The following is a 21,663-nucleotide window of genomic DNA, read 5'->3' as shown; positions in this document are numbered from 1 at the left end:
CCGATGATGTCCGAATCGACTCGCTGCACATCGAAACTGCCACGCCCGGTAATATGTACGCAAAGACAACCTCTCCGACAAGGTGAATTGTCTCGTTAATCCGATAGGTTCGATTTTGTTCGGACACCCCGCCGCCCGCTGACAACACGACGGAGTGCCTTTTGCTCGCTATCTTGCTTGCCCATGCCGTTGCCGCCCTCTTGGCTCCGCTTGTGGTGCGCAGGTTAGGGCGAAACGGCTTCTTCCCCCTCGCGATAGTCCCCCTCGCCGGCCTCGGCTGGGTCATCGACAAATGGGGCACCGTCGAGACGCTGCACATCACCTGGGTTCCAGGGCTGTCGATGGACATCGACTTCAGGTTCGACGCGCTCTCGGCCATCATGGCCGTGCTCGTCCTGGGTGTCGGCACGCTCATCCTGGTCTACTGCGCCCGCTACTTCACCGACGACGAACCTCGACTCGGTATCTTCGCCGCCGAGATGGTCGCCTTCGCGGGTGCCATGTTCGGGCTAGTGACCAGCGACAACATGCTGCTTCTCTACGTGTTCTGGGAACTGACGACGGTCCTGTCGTTCCTGCTCGTGGGTCACTACGCCGAACGCGCCACCAGCCGCCGCGCCGCGACCCAGGCACTGCTGGTCACCACCGCGGGTGGTCTGGCGATGTTGGTCGGCATGATCATCCTCGGCCAGGTCGGCGGCAGCTACAACCTGTCCGAACTGGTCGCGAACCCGCCGACGGGGTGGCTCCCGTCCGTCGCGATCGTCCTGATCCTGATCGGTGCGCTCTCCAAATCGGCAATCGTGCCCCTGCACTTCTGGCTTCCCGGTGCAATGGCCGCGCCAACCCCTGTCAGCGGTTATCTTCACGCTGCTGCAATGGTCAAGGCCGGTATCTACCTCGTCGCGCGCCTGGCTCCCGGGTACGCCGATTCGCCGCCGTGGCGCATCACCATCATCAGTTTGGGTCTGCTGTCGATGATCCTCGCCGGTTGGCGAGCCATGCGCGCGTACGACCTCAAACTCGTCCTCGCCTTCGGAACGGTCAGCCAACTCGGCTTCATGATGGTCCTGGTCGGCATCGGCACGCGTGACGCCGCCCTGGCCGGCATGACGATGGTCGTGGCGCACGCGATGTTCAAGGCCGCACTCTTCATGGTCGTTGGCATCATCGATCACACGACCGGCACCCGTGACCTGCGCAAACTTGCTCACCTGGGTAAAGCGGCACCCGCTCTCGCGATCATCGCGAGCCTCGCTGCCGCCAGCATGGCCGGTCTGCCACCGCTACTCGGATTCGTCGGCAAGGAAGCCGCACTCGAATCGGTGCTCGAAACGAACGCGCTCGGCCACTGGTCGTCCATCGCCGTCGTCACGGTGATCGTGTTGGGCTCGATCCTCACCGTCGGCTACAGCGTCCGCTTCATCTGGGGCGCCTTCGGACGTAAGACCCTGAGCAAGCCGAGCCCAGCCGTGAGCAAGATGCACAAGCCGGGTTGGCTGTTCCTGTTCGCGCCAGGCCTGCTCGCTGTTCTCGGTCTGGCCGCCGGCATTCTCTCGCCCCAGCTCGAGAAGCTGCTGACGCCGTACTCCACCACGCTGGCCCCCGGACCGCACGCCGACTACCACCTCGCGCTGTGGCACGGATTCAACACTCCGCTGCTGCTCACCTGCATCGTCATCGCCGGCGGCATCGCGCTCTACATCGCGCAGCGTCAGATCAGCCGACTGCACTTCGAGCACCCGCCGCTCGGCAACGCCGACCGTATCTACGACGCGACCCTGCGCGGCATGGACACCATCTCGATGCGCCTGACCGGTGCCACTCAGCGTGGTTCGCTCCCTCGCACACAGTCGACGATTCTCGCGACGCTGGTCGTTGTGCCGCTGTTCCTGCTGATCATCGACACCGATGGCGGCGGAGTCGACCTTCGGATGTGGGATTCACCCATCCAGTTCACTATCGCGCTGATGATGATCTCGGCCGCCATCGCCGCGACGCTGATGCGCAACCGACTCGCCAGCGTCATCCTCGTCGGACTCACCGGCTACGGCTGCGGCGTGTTGTTCGCGCTGCACGGCGCACCCGACCTCGCGCTGACCCAGTTCCTCGTCGAGACACTGACACTGGTGATCTTCGTGCTCGTTCTCCGGAAGTTCCCCGCCGAAGTCGACGAGAGCAAGGCGATCGGCTTCAAGTGGCCGCGTGCCGCACTCGCCATCGCCGTCGGTATCACCGTCACCACCATCGCGGCCTTCGCGACCAATGCCCGAAACACTCGTCCGATCTACGAACTGCTTCCCGACGCGGCCTACGACCTGGGCAACGGCAAGAACGTCGTCAATGTCCTACTCGTCGACATCCGCGCATGGGACACCCTCGGTGAGATCTCGGTGCTGCTGGTCGCGGCAACTGGCGTCGCCAGCCTCGTCTTCCGCAACCGCCGGTTCGGTATCGCGCCGCGCGTCGCGGACGCCCCCTCCGTCATCGTCGACAAGGCAGCTGCCAACTCGGACACGACGTGGTTGCGCGGCGGAGACCTCATCGATCCTCGACACCGTTCGCTGGTTCTCGAGGTCACCACGAGGTTGATCTTCCCGACCATCATGGTGTTGTCGATCTACTTCTTCTTCTCCGGTCACAATGCCCCCGGTGGCGGTTTCGCCGGAGGCCTGACGGCGGGCCTGGCGCTGGTACTTCGGTACCTCGCCGGCGGACGCTACGAACTCGGTGAAGCCGTACCCATCGACGCGGGCAAGATTCTCGGCCTCGGTTTGGCGCTGGCCGCGGGCACCGCCCTGGTGTCGCTGTTCCTCGGCGCCCCGGCGCTCTCGTCCGCCGTCTTCGAGTTCACACTCCCGCTCATCGGTCACGTCAAACTGGTCACCGCACTGTTCTTCGACCTGGGCGTCTACCTCATCGTGGTCGGCCTGGTCCTGGACGTACTCCGAAGTCTCGGCGCCCGCCTCGACGCAGAAATCGAGGTGAAAGCACCATGAGCGCAAACATCGGAATGCTGATCCTGATCGGCGTCCTCACGTCGGCCGGTGTCTACCTGCTGATCGAACGAAGCATCACTCGGATGCTGCTCGGTCTACTTCTATTCGGCAACGCCATCAACCTCTTGATCCTCACTGTTGGTGGATCGGACGGGAATCCGCCCATCGTCGGCCGAGATTCGGTCCACGAGGAGATAGCGGATCCGCTCGCCCAGGGCATGATCCTGACGGCGATCGTGATCACGATGGGTATCGCCGGCTTCGTTCTGGCACTGGCGTACCGGTCTTACAAGATCAACACCGCCGACGCCGTCGAGGACGATCCCGAGGACACCAAGGTTCTCAAGCGTCGCCTGCCTGCCGACGCTCCCGACCACGACCGCTCCGACGACCCGGTCACCGGTGCCCCGAGCATCGGCGGCGACGCATTCGACAAGGACGGCAACCCTATTCCCCTCGAACAACTGGTCAACCTCGAGGACATCGAATGCTACGACGACCTCCACGACGGCGACTTCGAGGACGAACCGGTACCCGACTGGGCCACCGACCTTGCTCGTAAGAAGGAATCCGAGAAGCGGCGCAAAGACGCTCGCCAGACCAAGATCGAGGGAGGTGGAGGCGCATGACCATCTCGGACAACCTGATGGGAGCCCTTGCGCCCCTGCCCGTCTTGATCCCGATGCTGGCCGCAGCTGCGACGCTGGTCGTCGGCCGACGTCCTCGTTTCCAGCGCGTGATCACACTGATCGCGCTCGTCGGCGTCGTCGCGGTGTCGGGCTTGCTGCTCTACCTCGCCGACCGCGACGGTACGACGGCCGTTCAGGTCGGCGGCTGGGACTCCCCCATCGGCATCACACTCGTGGTCGACCGTCTCTCGGCGATGATGCTCGTGGTCTCGTCGGTGGTGTTGCTCGCCGTCATGATCTACGCGATCGGTCAGGGTATTCGCGACGGCAGCGAGGCCCAGCCGGTCTCGATCTTCCTGCCGACCTATCTCGCATTGACTGCCGGAATCTCCAACGCGTTCCTCGCCGGTGACCTCTTCAACCTCTACGTCGGGTTCGAGGTTCTGCTCGCCGCGAGTTTCGTGCTCCTGACGCTCGGTGCCAGCGCCGACCGCGTCCGGGCCGGCGTCTCGTACGTGATGGTCTCGATGGTGTCCTCGCTGATCTTCCTGGCGGGCATCGCCTTCGCCTACGCGGCGACCGGCACCCTCAACATGGCCGACATGGCCCTGCGCTTCGACAACATTCCGCCGGGCACACGAACCGCCATCTTCGCTGTCCTGCTCGTGGCGTTCGGCATCAAGGCCGCGGTTTTCCCGCTGTCCGCGTGGCTACCGGACTCGTATCCGACCGCGCCCGCACCGATCACCGCCGTCTTCGCCGGGTTGCTCACCAAGGTCGGTGTGTACGCGATCATCCGCGCACACTCACTGCTGTTCCCGCAAGGAGAACTCGACAACGTACTGATGGTGTGCGGCCTGCTCACGATGGTGGTCGGCATCATGGGTGCCATCGCGCAGAGCGACATCAAACGTCTGCTCTCGTTCACACTGGTCAGCCATATCGGTTACATGATCTTCGGTATCGCACTGTCCACGACGTCCGGGCTGTCCGGCGCGATCTACTACGTCGCCCACCACATCATCGTGCAGACGACGCTCTTCCTCGTCGTGGGTCTGATCGAACGACAAGCCGGGTCGTCGTCGCTGCGCCGTCTCGGCGGTCTGGCGGCGGCCAGCCCGATCCTCGCGATCGTCTTCCTGATCCCGGCGCTGAATCTCGGTGGTATCCCGCCGTTCTCGGGCTTCATCGGCAAGGTCGCGCTCCTTCAGGCCGGTGCGGCCGACGCCAGCGCGTTGGCTTGGATCCTCGTTGCCGGCGGCACGATCACCAGCTTGCTGACGCTCTACGCCGTCGCCCGCGTGTGGACCAAGGCTTTCTGGCGAGCCCGGGCCGACGCGCCCGAAGGTGACCTCGCCGACGTCAGCCCGTCAGCGTTGATCGACGAGTCCGAAGAGGACATCGCGTTCGTCGACCGCGAGGATGTCGGCAAGATTCCGCTCTTCATGCTGATTCCGACGGTCGGACTTGTCATCGTCGGTCTGGCACTGACGGTGTTCGCGGGCCGGATCATCGACATCAGCGACAGAGCGGCGAAGGATCTGCAGGACCGGTCCATCTACATCGACGCGGTTCTCGGCAACCACCGGCCCGTGCCGGTCGACGAAGCTCCCGTCGCTGCAGACGACCCCGCAGCCGTTCCGAATACCGAGGCCCCGAACACCGACGTCCCGAATACCGAGGAGGCTCCGCGATGAAACGCGAACAGGTACTCCGCGTCGGGATCCTGCTGTGGCTGATGGTCGTATGGATCCTGTTGTGGGGCAACATCAGTTTCGGCAACATCTTCGGCGGACTCGCCGTCGGCCTGATCATCATGGTCCTGCTTCCCCTCCCCCGCGTACCGGTCGAGGGTCGGGTACATCTGCTGTCGATTCTGCGTCTGTTGTGGATGATCGTGTACTACGCGATCCAGTCGAGTATCCAGGTCGCGTGGCTGGCGATCCGTCCGTCGCCGCCGCCGGTCACCGGAGTTCTGCGGTACCAACTCGGGATCAAGTCCGACCTGGTTCTCACGCTGTGCATCGACGTTCTCAACCTGATCCCCGGCACGATGGTTCTCGAGATCGACCAGAACCGACGCATCGTCTACGTCCACGTGCTCGACGTCGGCTCGCAGAAAGCCGTCAGCGCGTTCTACCGCTCGGTGGAGGACCTCGAGCGGTTGTTCATCGCGTCGTTCGAACGTGATTCGGACTGGCAACCCAGCCCATGGCACCAGCGCGACTACGAATTCGATGCACCCCGGCAGGAGGACCAACCATGAACGGGTTCATCACCACGATCTTGATCATTTCCGGAGTGATTCTGCTGATCGCCGCCGTACTGACCACGTTCCGATTGCTCGACGGTCCGAGCTCACTCGACCGCCTCGTCGCCCTGGACACGATCATCGCGGTCTCGATGTGTGGACTCGCGGTCTGGGCCGCGTACAGCAAAGACACGACCATCGTTCCCGCGATCGTCGCGCTGGCGCTGGTCGGCTTCATCGGTTCCGTGTCCGTCGCGCGCTTCCGGGTGAGTGACCAGTGATCGGCAACATCCTCGACACGATCGGGGCCATCTCCATCTTCCTCGGCGCGCTGCTCGCGCTGACCGCCGCGGTGGGAATCGTTCGCTTCCCCGACACTCTGCGTCGTATGCACGCGGCCACGAAACCTCAGGTGGTCGGACTGATCTTGGTCCTGATGGGCGCCGTGTTCCTGCTTCGTGGGAGCGTCGACATCTGGATGTTGGTCCTGGTGGGCATCTTCACGCTGCTGACGGCGCCCGTGATCGCGCACAGCGTCGGCCGAGTCGCCTACCGCGAACAGCGCGAAGAGGACGACCTCATGAAGATCAACGAGCTGGAAGACCCGGACTCTCTGCTGTAGCGGCATCCCACTCGCCGTCGCGCTCGCCCCACACCGCAAGAGCAGTGCCGGGGCGGGCGAAGAAGGTGGCGAAGTACGCCACCGACATGAGAACCAGGACAGCCATCAGCAGCGGCCCGAAGATCGCCGGGTACTCGGCCATCTGCACCGCAGCGAACCGGTACGAGAGCAACAATCCCGCCAGGAGTGCCGAGCCACCGATCAACAGACGCACTCGGAACCACCCCCAGCCGCGCTCCGGATCCCGTAGCGCCGCATCGAGGGTCAAGCACAGGACGGCACCGGCAATGAGGTCGACGCCGTAGTGGAATCCGAAGCCGAGCGTCGCGGTCAGGGTCGCAACGAGCCAGAACGATCCCAGGCTGCGAATCCACCACGGTCCGCTGCGCGAGTGGATGAACAGCGCGACTGCCCACGCGGTGTGCAGGCTCGGCATGCAGTTTCGCGGTGCGGCGTCGTCGAACGGCAGCGACGACGGTGATGCGAAGTCGAAGTTGGGCACGATGTTCGGCCAGTAGTCACCGATCTGGAATCCGAACCCACGCGGACCGAAGGCGAACACCGGGCCGACCACCGGGAACAGGACGTAGAAGATCGGGCCGATCAGCCCGATAAGCAGGAACGTGCGCAGCAGGTGATGCGACGGCCATCCCTTACGTACTTGATAGAGAGCAACCACGATCACCGCGACCGGCAGTTCGACGTAGATCCAGTCGAGGGCTGCTGCACCGACGGGGCCCATGGCGTCGACGATCTGGCCCATCACCCACGACGGATTCCCGAGAGCCTGGTCGGCGAGGAACACGTACTCGTCCCACACGTCGGTGCCGACGAGAATGGTGATCTCCAGCCACGTCTCGGCAACCTTGGCCGCGATGATGAGCAACGCGCCGAGAGCGACGCCGTGCAGAACGCTGAGTCGACGCTCACCGGACAACTTCCACACCGCGTACACCGCGATGGCCGTCAGCACCCAGGTGCCGCCGGTGCCCATCGTCAGCGGTCCACCCGAGAACCAGCGGATCGCGCCGACGACCACGTCGATCACGACGGCCGCGGATACCGCGTAGATGCGTTCTTTGTTGTTCAGTCCGACGAGCGCGAGAGCGAGGCCCACCCAAGGCATGGTCGCGGAGCGGGGAACGAGGAAGTAGTCACCGAACAGGCTTTCCACCGGACCGAGATAGCCCTTGTACGACGCGAACGCCTGCACGCCCAGGACCAGCACGGTCAATGCTGCTGTGCCGATCAGAAGGAGTCGGTGAGAACTCGACCACGAACGGTCCGACTGTCCGGGTGCGCCCCCTCGTTGGGACCAACTGTCTATCAACACCGGACAATAGTAAACGGCGTGTGAACTGAATATGGACACCCACTGGACAAACGGTTGGTATGCCCGGATTTCCAGTCCGCGAAACAGTCCTTCGCACTGTGAACCTGCTAGGTGCCCAACTCTGCGACCAAGGCGTCGACGACCGCAACCAGATCGCCGCCCGTCGCTTCCGCGACACGACGTTGCCGCTGGTAGGACGCGCCGCGACGGGGAATGTCCGCCACCGACGCCAACTCGTCCGCGCAGCCGAGTGAGACCGCAATCGGCGCCAAGTCGTCGAGCAGGCGATCCAGATCGTCAGTGACGAGGCACTCGTTTGCGTCGGAGTCGAGGATGATCTCGGCGTCCAGTCCGTATCTCGCTGCGCGCCACTTGTTTTCCTTGACGTGCCACGGCTGCATGTTCGGCAGAGTCTCACCGGCACTCAGTCTGCGGTCCAGATCGACGATGAGGCAGTGGACCAGAGCAACGAGAGCACCCAGTTCAGCGCGTGTCGAGACGCCGTCGAACACCCGGACCTCGATGGTTCCCCACTTCGGCGCGGGACGGATGTCCCAGTGCATGCCACCGATCTTGGTGATCACACCGGTCTTCATCTGGTCGTCGATGAACGACTCGTATTCGGCCCAGTTCTCGAACTGGTACGGAAGGCCCGCGGTGGGGAGCTGCTGGAACATCAACGCGCGATTGGACGCATAGCCGGTGTCCACACCGGCCCACATCGGCGAGGACGCCGACAGCGCCAACAGGTGCGGATAGCGCTGCAGCAGTGCGTTGATGATGGGGAAAACGCGATCCGCGGACGAGACACCCACATGAACGTGCACGCCCCAGATCAGCATCTGCCGACCCCACCACTGCGTGCGTTCGATGAGTTCGTCGTAGTCGGGTGTCCGGGTGACCAGCTGCGTCGACCATTGCGCGAACGGGTGCGTGCCCGCGCTGATGAGGTCGACGCCGAGCGGATTCGCAGCGCGGCGAAGCAGATCCAGTGACCTGTCGAGATCACTCATCGCCTCGCCGACCGTCGAATGAATACCCGTGACGAGTTCGACGGTATTTCGCAGTAGTTCCTTGGTGATGTGCGGGGTTTCGGAGCCGGCAAGCTCTTCGACCGCCGAAAACACCTCGGCTGCTGTGTTGGAGAGATCTCTGGTCTTGCGATCGACCAGCGCGATCTCCCACTCCACGCCCAGCGTCGGGCGCGGCGAACCTGGAAATGGAACTACCACGCAGAGAATCCAATCACAGTGTCGGTAAAAACACCGTGCTGGCTACTGCGTGGTAGTCGCCGGAAGTGATGCAAAACTCAGGTGAGTTTGTCAGCTCTTGGTGATGACACCGCAAGCAACGCGTCCGCCGGCGTCACCGGTGTCGAGGGTCTGCTGATCCGGTGCCGGCGCGTAACGCGTCGGGATGTTGCCGAAGTTGTCCGCTCCGGCGTGGATCATGACGGATGTTCCACCGTTTGCGACCAGTTCGTCGACGGTGAATGCATCGGTCGTGGTGACCAGTGTGGCGGTGCCGTCTTCGAGGACCTGAACCGAAGTGAGGTCGCCGCTCGCCGGGTGGCCCGTGTGACCCTCGGCCTGGAAGTGTCCGCCTGCCGAGAGGAAGTTACCCGGCTCTCCGCCGCTGGGGGCAACGGAATTGGTCTCGCACTTGGCGACCTGGTGGACGTGGAATCCGTGGAAGCCGGGGGTGAGGCCCTTGGCGTCGAGGGTGACCTTGACGTCGCTACCTTCCTGCGCGAACGTGACCGTTCCGACCTTGGCGCCGTCGGTGCCGTTCAGCGTTGCGGTGACCGTTTCGGCAGAAGCGCCGGCGTGAGCCGTCTCGGAACCGTGGCCGCCCGCGCTTTCGTGCGCGCTGGGATCGGCTGCACCGGTCCACACCGGAGGAGTCGTGCCGGGGACGCTGCTGGGCTCTTCGCTGTTACTGCAAGCGGTCAAGCCGAAAGCGGCAATCGCGACTACAGGGGCAACGACGCGCCAGGACATACGCCGGGTGCTGCTGGGGGCCATCGAACCGCTCCTTTGAGGTGGCGAGAAAGTGCTTCTGATCATAACGGCGCGTGTAGTAGCTGGAACCGACGGGTCAGTTCCACCTTCACGACCGGTCAGTTGGAGGTCACGATCACGATCACGCCAGGTGACGCGTTCGCGATGCCGGCGAATCGAGGCTCTGCGGAGACTCCGAGTTCAGCCGCGATCTTCTGCGCCGCTGCCTTCTCCGCCGCGGACGATCCGTAATACACCGTCGTCGTACTGACGGTGCCCTCGCTGTAGTTACCCGTCTCCTCGACGTTCCAACCTGCTGCCGTCAATTCCTCGGCGGTGCCTGCTGCCAGACCGGAGACGGTGCTGTTGTTGAGAACTCGAACGCTGACATTCGACGTGTCGGCGCCGCTCGCGGAGCTGGAAGTCGTGGTCGTCGCAGTTCCCGAGGGACGCGACGTGGTGGTGGTATCGCCCGAAGCGGGTTGCGTCGTCGCTGCAGGCTTGGTGGTGGCAGGCGCGGGGGCGCTCGTCGTGGCAGACGCCGAGGATTCGGTCTGCTGTGCTGCGGTGTTCTCGTCGCCCGATCCACCGTCGCTCGATCCACCCAGTGAGGCTGCTCCGAGACCGATGAACACGATCGCCAACGCGATCAACACCATGGCGATTGCGCGAAGCGGAGGTCCGGACGGCTGCTCTTTCGGGGTACTCACGATGTCGACCTTATCGCCAGTGCGTGGACAGCCCGATCATATGTACGCGTGATTCAGGTGACCTCGAAGCCGAGGCGACGCGCGGCCCTGGCCTTCTGACGGCTGGCACGCAGACGACGCAGGCGCTTGACCAGCATGGGATCAGCCGCCAAGGATTCGGGGCGATCGACCAAGGCGTTGAGAACCTGGTAGTAGCGGGTTGCCGACATGTCGAACAACTCCTTGATGGCTTCTTCCTTCGCACCGGCGTACTTCCACCACTGACGCTCGAAAGAGAGGATGTCGTGCTCCCGGCGGGTGAGGCCGTCTTCGCCGACCTCGTGCATGCCTGCTGTATCTACTACCGAATCGTCGGCGCCAGTGCCTTCGGACTGGTTCCGACTACGCGCGGTTGCGCCGTCCATGTCACTCCTCGACTGCTGTGCTCGGCGTCAGCGAGACTCGTATGCCCGGTGTTCTTTTTCCGACCGAATTCTCGCGGCCGTGAGTTTCCCGGTCCCCTGGCCCGAAGGTAACTCACAATTTCCCCCGCGGCCCACGTTCCGACCGAGCAACGAATTACATCGCTGTTCTTCAGCAACCATTGAACCATGATCGAGTGTGCGGGCCGTGATAACTACGCGGGCGCGCCGCACTATCCTTGTCCGCATGGCTATCCTCCCCATCCGAATCGTCGGCGACCCGGTACTGCACAAGGCGACAGAGCCGGTCACTCAGTCCCCGGCCGAGATCGCCGAACTGATCGCAGACATGTACGAGACGATGGACGCTGCCAACGGCGTCGGTCTGGCGGCCAATCAGGTCGGTGTTCCACTGCGAGTCTTCGTCTACGACTGCCCCGGTGACGACCGCAGCAGCGAGCGTCGACGCGGCGTCGTCGTGAACCCGGTACTCGAGACGTCCGAAATCCCCCAGACGATGCCCGACCCGGACGAAGACTTCGAGGGTTGCCTGTCCGTTCCCGGCGAGCAGTTCCCGACGGGTCGCGCCGATTGGGCGAAGGTCACCGGCACCGACGCCGACGGCAACCCGATCGAGGTCGAGGGCACCGGATTCTTCGCACGGATGCTCCAGCACGAGACCGGGCATCTCGACGGTTTCCTCTACACGGACGTACTGATCGGCCGCAACGCGCGCGCTGCCAAGAAGATCATCAAGCGTTCCGGTTGGGGCAAGCCCGGTCTGACCTGGACGCCGGGGACCGTCGACGATCCGTTCGGTCACGACGACGACGATTACGAAGACTGAGAATTCTGCTCTGAACGGCAACATTTCGATCGGTAGCCGGGTGGTTTTGCGATACAAGCTCCCACCCGGCTATTCGCATCCCATGACCGACGTCATCGGCATCCTCGAGGGCGCCGATCCCATCGCCGTTCGCGCCGGCGACGGTCGGCTGGTCCAGGTCTCCGCCGATCAGGTGATCGCGCTCAAGAGTCTCTCGGCCCGCCCGATTCGCATCGGCGAGATTCGAAACCTCGAAACGGCTGCTGCGGCGGCGTGGCCGGGGGTCGAGCAGGCGTGGATCGACGGTTGGTTGCTGCGCGCCGGTCACGGTGTCACCGGCCGCGCCAATTCGGCTTTGCCGCTCGGTGGTGCGGGGGCGGTTGCCGGCTTCGACGCGAGCACCATCGAGCGGATACGCCAGTGGTTCGGTGACCGCGGACTGCCGACCCTGCTGCTCCTCCCCGATCGACTCGGCACCGCTCCGGACGGGTGGAGCAGCGAGAAGGAAACCATCGTGATGGCCGCCGATCTGGGCAATGTCACGCTGCCGCTCGGTCCTCCGGTCACCTCGTTCGCCGACCGCCCCGACCACAACTGGCTGTCGATGTACGACGCCCACGGCGATCCGGCGTACGTCGAGGCGGTCCTCACGGCTGTCGTGGGCACTGCAACTTTCGGCGCGATCGGAAACACCGACACGACGCTTGCCATCGGGCGCGCTGCGCTCACCGAGGCACCCGACCACAAACGCTGGGTAGGACTGACCGGCATTCACGTCGCCCCTGAACACCGTCGTCACGGAATCGGGTCGCTGATCTGCGGAGATCTACTCTCCTGGGGTCGTGAGAACGGTGCGACGCACGCGTACCTCCAGGTTTCGGCGGACAACTTCGCGGCGATCGCGCTCTACGAGCAGCTCGGATTCGTCGAACACCACCGCTACCGATACGCCACCGATCCTGTCGGCGGCTGACGCTAGGCTTGCCCTCGTGCGCATCGCTACCTGGAACGTCAACTCCGTCCGTGCCCGTACCGACAGGATCATCGACTGGCTCGGTCGATCCGACGTCGACGTCCTGGCAATGCAGGAAACCAAGTGCAAGGACGAGCAGTTTCCGTACGAACGCTTCAAGGAGATCGGCTACGAGGTCGCCCACGTCGGGTTGAGCCAGTGGAACGGTGTCGCCATCGCTTCCCGCGTCGGCTTGGACGACGTGCAGATCGGATTCGAGGATCAGCCCGGATTCGACAAGGATCCCGAGGCAGACCCGGTCCGCGAGGCACGTGCGATCGGTGCCACCTGCGGCGGTGTGCGGGTGTGGAGCCTGTACGTCCCCAACGGCCGTGAGCTGGAAGACCCGCATTACGCCTACAAGCTGGATTGGCTGGCCAAGCTGCGCGACGACGCGGAGGGCTGGCTCAAGCAGGATCCCGACGCGCAGATCGCCCTGGTCGGCGACTGGAACGTCGCTCCCACGGACGACGACGTGTGGGATCCCGCTTTCTTCGAGGGCAAGACCCACACGTCGCAGCCGGAACGAGCTGCGTTCACCGCCTTCACCGAGTCCGGGTTCGCGGACGTAGTTCGCCCGTACACACCCGGTCCCGGCGTGTACACGTACTGGGATTACACGCAGCTTCGCTTCCCGAAGAAGCAGGGTATGCGAATCGACTTCATCCTCGGCTCACCGGCATTCGCAGCACGCGTCGAGGCGGCCGAGATCGATCGAAACGAGCGAAAAGGCAAGGGCGCCAGCGATCACGCTCCGGTGATCGTGAATCTCGGGTGATCGTGAATCTCGGAGCCTGATCGTCTGTTTGCACCCTCGGGCTTCTAGTCCTCGACGAGCAGTTCCAGATACTCGGGATGCTCGCCGAGGTACCGCTGAACATAGGTACACACGGGCCGTACCGACCAATCACGTTCACGGGCGCAGTCCATTGCGAACTGCACGAGTACGGCTGCCAGTCCCTGCCCGCCGTACTCCTCTTTGACGACGGTATGCATGTACGCAACCACGTCGCCCGCTTCGGCTCCGCTCCCCGAAATCTCGTCTTCGTCGCGGTATCCGAGGATGCCGACCAACTCGTCGTCGGAGAGCAGTTCGAATCGTTCGTGCGACGGATTGTCCACGAGCGTGACTTCCGGTGAGGTTCCGGTTTTCGAATTTTCGATGTCGTTCATTGCGGCGACCTCCACGGCACGATGTGCACCTGCGCGATCGGCGACAGCTGCGTTCGCACGCTCTCCATAACTGTGATCCATGCCACTCATAGAATCAGCTACCGACGATGCTGTCCCGGGTTCGACCAATTTTTGCACCGGGAACGACCGGATCGCAATCGCAGTTCGCGCCGTCGTTCCCGCGAGAGGTGGGACCGAGCTGCCGTTTCCCCAGGTCCGATCGGTAGGCTCGTCGTCGTGAAGCTGCTGCCCCTGACCCCCGCCGGACAGACCCCGATTCGGGCATTGACCATCGCCGGAACCGACTCCGGTGGCGGAGCCGGCATTCAAGCCGATTCCCGCACGATGGCGATGTGCGGAGTGCACGCCTGCGTGGCCGTCGCCGCGGTGACGGTCCAGAATTCGGTGGGAGTCAGCGGATTCCACGAGATTCCGCCGGAGATCGTCGCCGACCAGGTGCGCGTCGTGGTCTCGGACATCGGCGTCGGTGCGGCGAAGACGGGAATGCTCGCGTCGACGACGATCATCGAAGCGGTGGCCGCGGTTGCCGCCGAGGTTGGGATCGGCCGCGACCGTCCGGTTCCGCTCGTGGTCGACCCGGTGTGCGCGTCGATGCACGGCGATCCGCTGTTGCACGAAGAAGCTCTCGACGCGGTCCGCAACACCTTGATTCCGGCAGCCACGGTGGTCACTCCGAACCTCGACGAGGTTCGGTTGATCACCGGTATCGAGGTCGTCGACGACAAGAGCGCCCGCCAAGCGGCAGAAGCGCTGCATGCGCTCGGCGCTCAATGGTCCATCGTCAAGGGTGGCCACCTTCGTACTTCGGAGTTGTCCACCGACCTGTTGTTCGACGGCGACCGTTTCCTCGAATTCAGCAGTGCCCGGATCGACACCGGCAACGATCACGGTGGCGGAGACACGCTGGCTGCTGCGATCACTTGCGCTCTCGCACACGGCTATTCCGTTCCGGACGCGGTGGCGTTCGGCAAGGAGTGGGTGACCAAGTGCCTCGAGGCGTCGTACGACCTCGGCGCGGGACATGGTCCGGTGTCCCCGCTCTGGCGGCTCCAGGTTTAGTGCGCTAGTTCCGGCGCACGCGCCAGATTCCCAGGTCGACGGGAACTCCGTTGGGCGTGGTCGCGAAAAACCCTCGCCGCCATGGCCGGATCGTGAGATCGAGATCCTCCAGGGTGCCGGCTTCGAGTTCCTCGAGAGTTGTCGCCGACATCATGACGTTGCCGTCGCCGCCCAAGCCCATCATCCGGGCGGCGATGGTCACGTCGACGCCGAGCCAGTCGTCACCGATCTGACGCGGGGTACCCGTGTGTAGGCCGACGCGCATGCGTGGGGTGTATCCGTCGAGATCGACTTCCGCGAGCGCGTCCTGCGCGGTGAACACCGCCTTCAAAGCCGCATCCGGGCGAATGAACACTGCCATCAGACCGTCGCCCATCCGTTTGACGACGTGTCCGCCGTTGTCGGTGATCGGAGTTTCCACGGCCTGCGCCACCGCACGCAGAAGGGTCAGCGTCGCGCCGTCACCGGCTGCGAGCGACCAGGTGGAGAAGCCCACCAGATCGGTGAAGACGATGGTCAGTTCTTGATCGCCACGTCCGCGGCCCATCTTTTCCAGCGCTGCCTGCCACACCTGCAGTGCTCCGAGGCTCACTTCGCGAGTGGCTGCCGGCTTCTGATCGAGCAATCTGTCAGCGACGCGCGCCACGGCGCGCGCACCGCCGGGGCCGGCGAGCGAGAGCGGATCCCCAAACCCTGGATCACCGGGTAGTGCCCGCCTGAGGCGTCGTAGCGCGTCGATGAGCTGCTGCCGACGGTTAAGTTCTGCCGCAGAGTTCAAGACGACGTCGACGACGCCTCGAACCGAGGAGGAAGAAGCACCTGCCGTGTCGGTGTTCTCCGGGGACAGATCAGCCATAACTCAAGCGTAACTCAGAGTTACAGACAGTGTGCTGCCGCCGTTCTCGCACAGTGGCCTCCTGGTCGCTCGCACAGTCGATCATTCGGTCAGTCGATCATTCGGTCAGTCGATCATTCGGTTCTGGCCTGTGTCCGGGCATCGCCGACGGGAACTCCGTTCGGTCCGCTCAAATCCTGGGCATACGTCGCAACTCCGAAGGCTACTGCAGAAGCGTTGGCAGCGAGCGCTTCGCGATCGATGTTCGCGAGGTTGTCCTGGGCACTGTGGTAGTTCGGGTCGAAGGTCTCCTCCGCTTCTCCGCCCCACTTCTCGGCCTGTGCCGGCGTCTTGCGCTCGTCCGCACCGCTGAACACTCCGCCCGCCGGGATTCCGATCTCGATGAACGGGCCGTAGTCGGAACGCCCGTCGAAGTCCGTTCCGTCCGCCGCAATCCCCCGATCGGCAAGGAAGTCGACGAAGGTGCGCTCGATGCCCGCCGACCCCTCGGGCCCGGGCCCCTCCCCGACGGCATCCGAGTTGTCGCCGTCGTAAGCCAGGTATCCGGCGTTGGGCGAACCGAGCATGTCGAAATTCAGGTACAGGGCGATGTCGGCCCGTTCCTGATCGCTCAGACCCTCGACGTAGCGGGTGGAGCCGACCAATCCCACTTCTTCCGCTCCCCAGAAAGCGAAACGCACGGCATTCTCGATGCTTGGTGCGCTTCCCATCTGCAGCGCGGTTTCCAGCACGGCTGCGGTGCCGCTTCCGTTGTCGTTGATTCCGGGACCTTCCGGCACACTGTCCAGGTGGGCGCCCACGACAACCACGTTGTCGGTCGCGCCGGTCTTGGTCTGCGCAATCACGTTGCGCGACTTCGTCGTTTCCGTCGACGTGTCGAGAATCAGCGTGAGGTCTCCGGGCGCTGCGGCAAGAGCCTCGCCCGACGCCTTGCTCACCCCACCGGTCGGGATGCGGGCATCTTCGGGTTCACCCAAAGTTGCCCCGCCCAGCATTGCGTCCTCGTTGTTGGCAACCAACAGCGCTGCCGCGCCGCGGTCAGCGGCGATCTTCTGCTTGTCGCCGAACGGGCACACTCCACGGGTGACCAGCACGATTGCACCGTTCACGTCGCGGCCGTCGTAGTCGGTGGCCTCGCAACCGGGGGTCTCGTCGGCGGGAATCGCCACCAGACGCGCCGTGATTCCGGTCGGTCCCGTGGAGGTGGAATATGTCAGCGCCCGCACCGGAACATCGGAGCCGTCAGCGGCTTTCAGGGATTCGGTGCCGGGATCGAAGGAGCTGAAGTCGAATTCCGGGGTGCTGACCTCGAAACCCTTGTCTTCGAGCAGGTTTGCCACGTAGTCGACACTGGCGTCATAGCCGGGGGTACCGGCCGATCGATTGCCCTCGTTGTTGGCGGCGATCTTCTCGAGTTGCTCCAGATGCCCGGTCACGGCGTCGACCGTGACGGTCTCGGAGAATGCAACCGGGTCTGTCGGGACGGCCGCTTCACTTCCCGACGAGCATCCACTCACCACGAGTGCTCCAGCCATTGCGACCACAACCACACCGAAGAGTCTCATCTTCGGAGGATATCGGCCGAAGCACAGGAAAGGGACCCAGTACGAATGGTTTTTCGTACTGGGTCCCTACTCTGCTGTCACTCCTGGTTCTCGGTAGGTCTCCCGACAACACCTACCGAGGGAGCGACAAGATCAGGCGTCGCGACGATTCACGATGACGATACTTGCTCCGAAAATCACCAGAACGAAGGCCGCGAAGTAGATCAGGCTGCCCCAGGGTCCCCAGTGGAAGTCGACGCCACCGCTGCTCGCACTGAGGAAGTGGTTTGCATTCGCGAACGGCAGGAACGGGGTGATCTTCTCGCCGAAGCTGCCGAACAGTCCGAACAGGCTCTCGATGAGCAGCGGCCAGAGCAGGAGCAACGCAATTGCGCCGGCCGACTGGCGAATGATCGATCCGACGCCGACAGCGAGAATCACGCACAGGAAGGCGTAGATCGGGATGCCGTAGATCGCGCGCCAGTCACTGCCGCTCGACAGGGTCAATCCGGCACTCGCCTCGGTACCGGCGATGGCCTTGGCCATGGCGTACGCGCCGAAGGCGAGAACAAATGTCAGTACAGCACCGAAAGCACCGATGAGGCCGGCTTTGGCGATCAGAACCGAGGCACGGTTCGGAACGGCCTGGAAGGTGGTGCGGATGGTCCCGAAGCGGTACTCACTGGTGACCGCGAGGGCCGCCATGATCATGAGAACCATGATTCCGAAACCCGAGATGCCGGCCGTGGCAACGGCGGTGTCGAGGTCCGGTGCTCCCTGGACGTCGGAGGACGTCAGAGCCGACTTGGCAACCGCGCCCATGATGGCCGCGAAGCCGAGCGCGAGCACGACGATGATGACCGAGCACCACAGCGGCGACTTGGTCGTGGTGATCTTGATACGTTCAGCACTGAGAACAGCCATTACAGTGCACCTCCCATAGCCTGCTGCGTGTTTGCCTGCTGTGTATTTGCGTGGTGTGCACCGACACCCGGATCGATACCGGATGCGTGGTACTGGACATCGTCCCCGGTCAACTTCATGAACGCATCCTCGAGCGACCCCTGCTGAGAAGCCAACTCGTACAACACGATCCCCTGCGAACCAGCCAAACCACCGATCACATCGGTGGTCGAATCCACCACCACCAATGCCGGGGCAACACCGGAACCGTCTTCACGCACCGTCAGCCCCTGCGAGAGCAACACACTGCGCAACGCATCGAGCTGAGGGCTGCGCACCCGCACCGTCGACTCCGACGAACGATCCACGAACTCCGCGACCGTCGAATCCGAAATCAACCGACCCCGACCGATCACCACCAACTGCTCCGCCGTGAGCGCCATCTCCGACAGGAGGTGACTCGACACCAACACCGTGCGGCCCTCGGCCGCCAACCGCTGCATGAACTTACGAATCCAGACGATGCCCTCCGGATCGAGACCGTTGACCGGCTCGTCGAACAACAACACCTTCGGATCCCCCAACAGCGCACCCGCCAACCCCAGACGCTGCGACATACCGAGCGAGAACCCGCCTGCCTTCTTGCCCGCCACCTCGGACAATCCGACCAACCCGAGCACCTCGTCGACGCGGGACTTCGGGATCCCGTTCGAAGCAGCCATCCACTGCAGATGCGCCCGCGCACTGCGATTGGGGTGCACCCACTTCGCATCCAACAACGCACCGACAGTCCGCAATGGCGTCTTGAGCTCGCGGTACGGCTTGCCCTCGATCAACGCCGCACCCGACGTCGGCTGATCCAAACCCAGGATCATCCGCATCGTCGTCGACTTACCGGCACCGTTCGGGCCCAGGAAGCCCGTCACGATGCCCGGCTTGACCGTGAACGACAAGTCGTCCACCGCTTTCGTCGGTCCGTAAACCTTGGTCAATCCCCTCAGTTCAATCATGAGGAGAACTTTGCCCTACCGGCAATGACCAGCACATCGGCCACAGGTCTAGTTCCGAGTGGTACTCAGGTAGGACACGAAGCCGGACAATCCGGGCATAACCCTGAGAAAACACCCGGAAATGGTCCGTCAGGACGATGCTTGGGCCCAGAACCGCTTGGGAATCCGGCCGGCGTGACGCGCTTCGAAACCTGCTACCACTGCGTGCCGCATCGCCGACGCCATCAACGCGGGATTCTTGGCCCGCGTCACCGCTGTCGCAAGTAGGACGGCGTCGCAGCCCAACTCCATAGCAAGGGTGGCGTCGCTGGCCGTTCCGATTCCGGCGTCGAGGATGACGGGCACGCCGGCGCGCTCGACGATCATCTCGATATTGTGCGGATTCGCGATACCCAGCCCTGTCCCGATGGGTGAACCGAGCGGCATGACTGCCGCGCAGCCGACCTCTTCGAGGCGAAGCGCCAGCACCGGATCGTCCGTCGTGTACGGCAGGACGGTGAATCCGTCGTCCACCAATTGTTCTGCGGCGGAGACGAGTTCGATTGCGTCGGGCAGCAGAGTCCGCTCGTCGGCGATGACTTCGAGTTTGACCCAGTTCGTCTCGAGCGCTTCGCGTGCCAACTGCGCCGTCAGGACCGCTTCGGCGGCGCCCCGACACCCGGCGGTGTTCGGCAACGGTTCGATTCCGAGGCGACGAAGCAGGTCCAGAACGCCGGTGCCGCCTGCCGCGTCGACTCGCCGCATCGCGACGGTGGTCAGTTCGGTACCGGAGGCGACAAGCGCTTCCTCGAGCACCGCAAGGTTGGCGGCGCCGCCTGTCCCCGTGATGAGCCGGGAACCGAAACTGCGGCCCGCGATAGTGAGAAGGTCCTGCTCAGCCACCCTGCACCGCCGTGAGGATCTCGATTTCCCAACCACGTCCGACGGATTCGTCCCAACGCCCGCGAGGAAAGAGCGCACCGTCGACGGCGACGGCGATGCCTTTGCTCGGCAACTCGAGGTGCGTCAGAAGTTCGGTCACCGTGACTGCTCGATCGAACTCGAGATCTTCGCCGTTGACGGTGATCCCGATCGGGACCTGCTCACTCATGAATTTTCCTTAGCTACTGCGAACCGCTCGGGTTCGGTTCCTTTTACCTCGACCAAAGATGTGCCGTTCAGCAACGCGACCGTCGCATCGGCGGTGACGGGCGTCAGCAGGACTCCGTTGCGGCCGTGCCCGGTGGAGACGACAACACGATCGGACACGCGCCCGATCAACGGCAGGTTGTCCGGCGTCATGGGACGCAGACCTGCCGCGCACTCGTACAGTTCGTATTCGCCGATCGCCGGCATCAGTGCCTCGGCGTCGTTGATCAGGTCCCGTACTCCGGCCATCGTGACCTGTGTGTCCTCACCAGACTCGTATTGTGTTGCGCCGACGACGATTCCGTCACCGCGCGGGACGAGGTAGGCGGGCCGCCCGTGGACGCTTCCGCGGATGGTGCGGCTGGGCGCCGGGGTGACTCCAGGCCTACTGCGCAAGCGAAGGATTTCGCCCTTGACCGGGCGTACCGGTAGCCCGGGCCACAGCTTGGGTGACGCGATACCGGCGGTGAGCACTATCTGATCGGTATCGAGTTCGGCGAGGTCGTCGACGGCCCGCGCGATCAATTCGACGCCGGATTCCGCACAGGCCTTCTGCAACGCCGCCAGCAGAAGTCTGTTGTCGACGGCGGACTCACCAACAGCCATCAACCCCGACCGGATGCCCCGGCCCAGCATCGGTTCGAGTTCACGGATGCGCGCGCGACCGAGAACTTCGAGTTCGTGCCCCTGCGAGCTCACCCACTCGGCGATGGTCTGCAGGTCCTGCGCGTCGGCAGCGTCGAGTGCAACCGTCAGCGAGCTGTCCGCGGTGAAGACCGATTGCCCGAATTTTCCGAGCTCCTCACCGAACGTCGGCCACCGTTCCAGGGACGCTGCACCGATTGTCAACGCGGTTTCTTCACCCGGCCAGCCTTCGGAAAGCGGGGCAAGCATTCCGCCCGCCACCCACGAAGCACCTGATCCAATGGACGGGTCGTACAACCGAACGGCCCACCCGTCGCGGGCTGCTCGCCACGCGATAGCGAGACCGATGACACCGCCGCCGACAACCGACACCGTACGAGCGTGTGTACTCACGAAACTCCACCTCCACTTCCTGCGCCGGCATGATCCGGGTCAGGTCTGACGGTCGGGATCTGGTCGCGATCCCCTCTCAGCCCTACGAACCTCGCAGTCACGACAAAAAGTGACGACGACGTTTCAGGACTCCCGTGTCGAACCTTGC

23 protein-coding genes and 1 riboswitch are annotated in these 21,663 nt (G+C 63.8%); of the genes, 10 read left to right on the top strand and 13 right to left on the bottom strand.

What is annotated here, in order from left to right; all coding sequences use genetic code 11:
- The first annotated feature begins 161 nt into the window (after window positions 1-161).
- The 6 genes from ACVZUB_RS07505 to mnhG are packed head-to-tail and all read left to right on the top strand — an operon-like array spanning window position 162 to window position 6,501.
- Window positions 162-2,999, top strand: a complete 2,838-nt coding sequence (locus tag ACVZUB_RS07505; RefSeq protein ID WP_047268846.1) for a Na+/H+ antiporter subunit A — start codon at window positions 162-164, stop codon at window positions 2,997-2,999.
- Window positions 2,996-3,628, top strand: a complete 633-nt coding sequence (locus ACVZUB_RS07500; RefSeq protein ID WP_003945054.1) for a Na(+)/H(+) antiporter subunit C — start codon at window positions 2,996-2,998, stop codon at window positions 3,626-3,628. The genes ACVZUB_RS07505 and ACVZUB_RS07500 overlap by 4 nt, the downstream gene beginning before the upstream one ends.
- Window positions 3,625-5,325, top strand: coding sequence for a Na+/H+ antiporter subunit D (locus ACVZUB_RS07495; RefSeq protein ID WP_003945059.1), 1,701 nt, complete (start codon window positions 3,625-3,627; stop codon window positions 5,323-5,325). The genes ACVZUB_RS07500 and ACVZUB_RS07495 overlap by 4 nt, the downstream gene beginning before the upstream one ends.
- The gene (locus ACVZUB_RS07490; RefSeq protein WP_003945063.1) at window positions 5,322-5,894 is read left to right on the top strand and encodes a Na+/H+ antiporter subunit E; all 573 of its coding nucleotides are present in this window, start codon (window positions 5,322-5,324) and stop codon (window positions 5,892-5,894) included. Before ACVZUB_RS07495 ends, ACVZUB_RS07490 begins: the two co-directional genes overlap by 4 nt.
- Window positions 5,891-6,160, top strand: a complete 270-nt coding sequence (locus ACVZUB_RS07485) for a monovalent cation/H+ antiporter complex subunit F (RefSeq protein WP_003945061.1) — start codon at window positions 5,891-5,893, stop codon at window positions 6,158-6,160. Before ACVZUB_RS07490 ends, ACVZUB_RS07485 begins: the two co-directional genes overlap by 4 nt.
- Complete coding sequence (gene mnhG, locus ACVZUB_RS07480; RefSeq protein ID WP_003945045.1) at window positions 6,157-6,501, top strand: monovalent cation/H(+) antiporter subunit G; 345 nt, start codon at window positions 6,157-6,159, stop codon at window positions 6,499-6,501. The genes ACVZUB_RS07485 and mnhG overlap by 4 nt, the downstream gene beginning before the upstream one ends.
- Here the strand turns inward: mnhG and ACVZUB_RS07475 are convergent.
- The 5 genes from ACVZUB_RS07475 to ACVZUB_RS07455 all read right to left on the bottom strand — a co-directional run bounded on the left by ACVZUB_RS07475 (window position 6,467) and on the right by ACVZUB_RS07455 (window position 10,948).
- On the bottom strand, window positions 6,467-7,834 hold the full coding sequence (locus ACVZUB_RS07475; protein ID WP_042926204.1) for a phosphatase PAP2 family protein: 1,368 nt from the start codon (window positions 7,832-7,834) through the stop codon (window positions 6,467-6,469). The two genes, mnhG and ACVZUB_RS07475, sit on opposite strands and share 35 nt — an antisense overlap.
- Window positions 7,835-7,941: 107 nt before the next feature.
- Window positions 7,942-9,066 carry a glutamate--cysteine ligase gene (locus tag ACVZUB_RS07470; protein WP_003945034.1) on the bottom strand — a complete coding sequence of 375 codons (1,125 nt, stop codon included), beginning with the start codon at window positions 9,064-9,066 and terminating at the stop codon, window positions 7,942-7,944.
- A 90-nt stretch (window positions 9,067-9,156) separates the two neighbouring features.
- Window positions 9,157-9,858 carry a superoxide dismutase[Cu-Zn] gene (gene sodC / locus ACVZUB_RS07465; protein ID WP_007730117.1) on the bottom strand — a complete coding sequence of 234 codons (702 nt, stop codon included), beginning with the start codon at window positions 9,856-9,858 and terminating at the stop codon, window positions 9,157-9,159.
- A 95-nt stretch (window positions 9,859-9,953) separates the two neighbouring features.
- Entirely contained in the window at window positions 9,954-10,544 is a 591-nt protein-coding gene (locus ACVZUB_RS07460) for a LytR C-terminal domain-containing protein (protein WP_054827817.1), read from the bottom strand.
- Window positions 10,545-10,597: 53 nt separating this feature from the next.
- The gene (locus tag ACVZUB_RS07455) at window positions 10,598-10,948 is read right to left on the bottom strand and encodes a nucleoid-associated protein NapA (RefSeq protein WP_007730120.1); all 351 of its coding nucleotides are present in this window, start codon (window positions 10,946-10,948) and stop codon (window positions 10,598-10,600) included.
- Between the two features lie 244 nt (window positions 10,949-11,192).
- Between ACVZUB_RS07455 and ACVZUB_RS07450 the strand changes: the two genes are divergently transcribed.
- Genes ACVZUB_RS07450 through ACVZUB_RS07440 form a run of 3 tightly spaced genes read left to right on the top strand, consistent with a single transcriptional unit; the run spans window position 11,193 to window position 13,561 of the window.
- Window positions 11,193-11,792 (top strand): peptide deformylase, encoded by a 600-nt coding sequence (locus ACVZUB_RS07450; protein ID WP_003945053.1) that lies wholly within the window; start codon window positions 11,193-11,195, stop codon window positions 11,790-11,792.
- Window positions 11,793-11,802: 10 nt separating this feature from the next.
- A complete protein-coding gene (locus ACVZUB_RS07445; protein WP_202426378.1) occupies window positions 11,803-12,744 on the top strand; it encodes an N-acetylglutamate synthase, CG3035 family in 942 nt (313 codons plus the stop codon).
- A gap of 16 nt (window positions 12,745-12,760) precedes the next feature.
- On the top strand, window positions 12,761-13,561 hold the full coding sequence (locus tag ACVZUB_RS07440; protein WP_042926198.1) for an exodeoxyribonuclease III: 801 nt from the start codon (window positions 12,761-12,763) through the stop codon (window positions 13,559-13,561).
- 44 nt (window positions 13,562-13,605) lie between these two features.
- On the opposite strand, the gene ACVZUB_RS07435 is transcribed toward ACVZUB_RS07440, so the two are convergent.
- Window positions 13,606-13,956: a GNAT family N-acetyltransferase gene (locus ACVZUB_RS07435; RefSeq protein WP_042453439.1), complete on the bottom strand. Its 351-nt coding sequence runs from the start codon at window positions 13,954-13,956 to the stop codon at window positions 13,606-13,608.
- A gap of 237 nt (window positions 13,957-14,193) precedes the next feature.
- Between ACVZUB_RS07435 and thiD the strand changes: the two genes are divergently transcribed.
- Window positions 14,194-15,036: a bifunctional hydroxymethylpyrimidine kinase/phosphomethylpyrimidine kinase gene (thiD, locus tag ACVZUB_RS07430; RefSeq protein ID WP_209448443.1), complete on the top strand. Its 843-nt coding sequence runs from the start codon at window positions 14,194-14,196 to the stop codon at window positions 15,034-15,036.
- Window positions 15,037-15,040: 4 nt separating this feature from the next.
- Here the strand turns inward: thiD and ACVZUB_RS07425 are convergent, their stop codons facing one another.
- The 7 genes from ACVZUB_RS07425 to thiO all read right to left on the bottom strand — a co-directional run bounded on the left by ACVZUB_RS07425 (window position 15,041) and on the right by thiO (window position 21,515).
- Entirely contained in the window at window positions 15,041-15,892 is an 852-nt protein-coding gene (locus ACVZUB_RS07425; RefSeq protein WP_007730127.1) for an adenylate/guanylate cyclase domain-containing protein, read from the bottom strand.
- 113 nt (window positions 15,893-16,005) lie between these two features.
- Window positions 16,006-17,457 carry a M20/M25/M40 family metallo-hydrolase gene (locus tag ACVZUB_RS07420; RefSeq protein WP_209448442.1) on the bottom strand — a complete coding sequence of 484 codons (1,452 nt, stop codon included), beginning with the start codon at window positions 17,455-17,457 and terminating at the stop codon, window positions 16,006-16,008.
- A 132-nt stretch (window positions 17,458-17,589) separates the two neighbouring features.
- Complete coding sequence (locus tag ACVZUB_RS07415; RefSeq protein ID WP_047268852.1) at window positions 17,590-18,360, bottom strand: ABC transporter permease; 771 nt, start codon at window positions 18,358-18,360, stop codon at window positions 17,590-17,592.
- Window positions 18,360-19,349 carry an ABC transporter ATP-binding protein gene (locus tag ACVZUB_RS07410; protein ID WP_058038516.1) on the bottom strand — a complete coding sequence of 330 codons (990 nt, stop codon included), beginning with the start codon at window positions 19,347-19,349 and terminating at the stop codon, window positions 18,360-18,362. The genes ACVZUB_RS07415 and ACVZUB_RS07410 overlap by 1 nt, the downstream gene beginning before the upstream one ends.
- A 129-nt stretch (window positions 19,350-19,478) precedes the next feature.
- The gene (thiG, locus tag ACVZUB_RS07405) at window positions 19,479-20,231 is read right to left on the bottom strand and encodes a thiazole synthase (protein WP_007726857.1); all 753 of its coding nucleotides are present in this window, start codon (window positions 20,229-20,231) and stop codon (window positions 19,479-19,481) included.
- Window positions 20,224-20,439 (bottom strand): sulfur carrier protein ThiS, encoded by a 216-nt coding sequence (gene thiS / locus ACVZUB_RS07400; RefSeq protein WP_003944402.1) that lies wholly within the window; start codon window positions 20,437-20,439, stop codon window positions 20,224-20,226. The genes thiG and thiS overlap by 8 nt, the downstream gene beginning before the upstream one ends.
- A complete protein-coding gene (gene thiO, locus ACVZUB_RS07395; RefSeq protein ID WP_003944311.1) occupies window positions 20,436-21,515 on the bottom strand; it encodes a glycine oxidase ThiO in 1,080 nt (359 codons plus the stop codon). Before thiO ends, thiS begins: the two co-directional genes overlap by 4 nt.
- A riboswitch (TPP riboswitch) is annotated at window positions 21,515-21,661 on the bottom strand. (Overlaps the previous gene by 1 nt.)
- Window positions 21,662-21,663: the final 2 nt, after the last annotated feature.

It is taken from the genome of Rhodococcus sp. OS5, from assembly GCF_056837585.1.
Note: the sequence above shows the minus strand (reverse complement) of the source record. Positions and strands in the feature narration are given on the sequence as shown.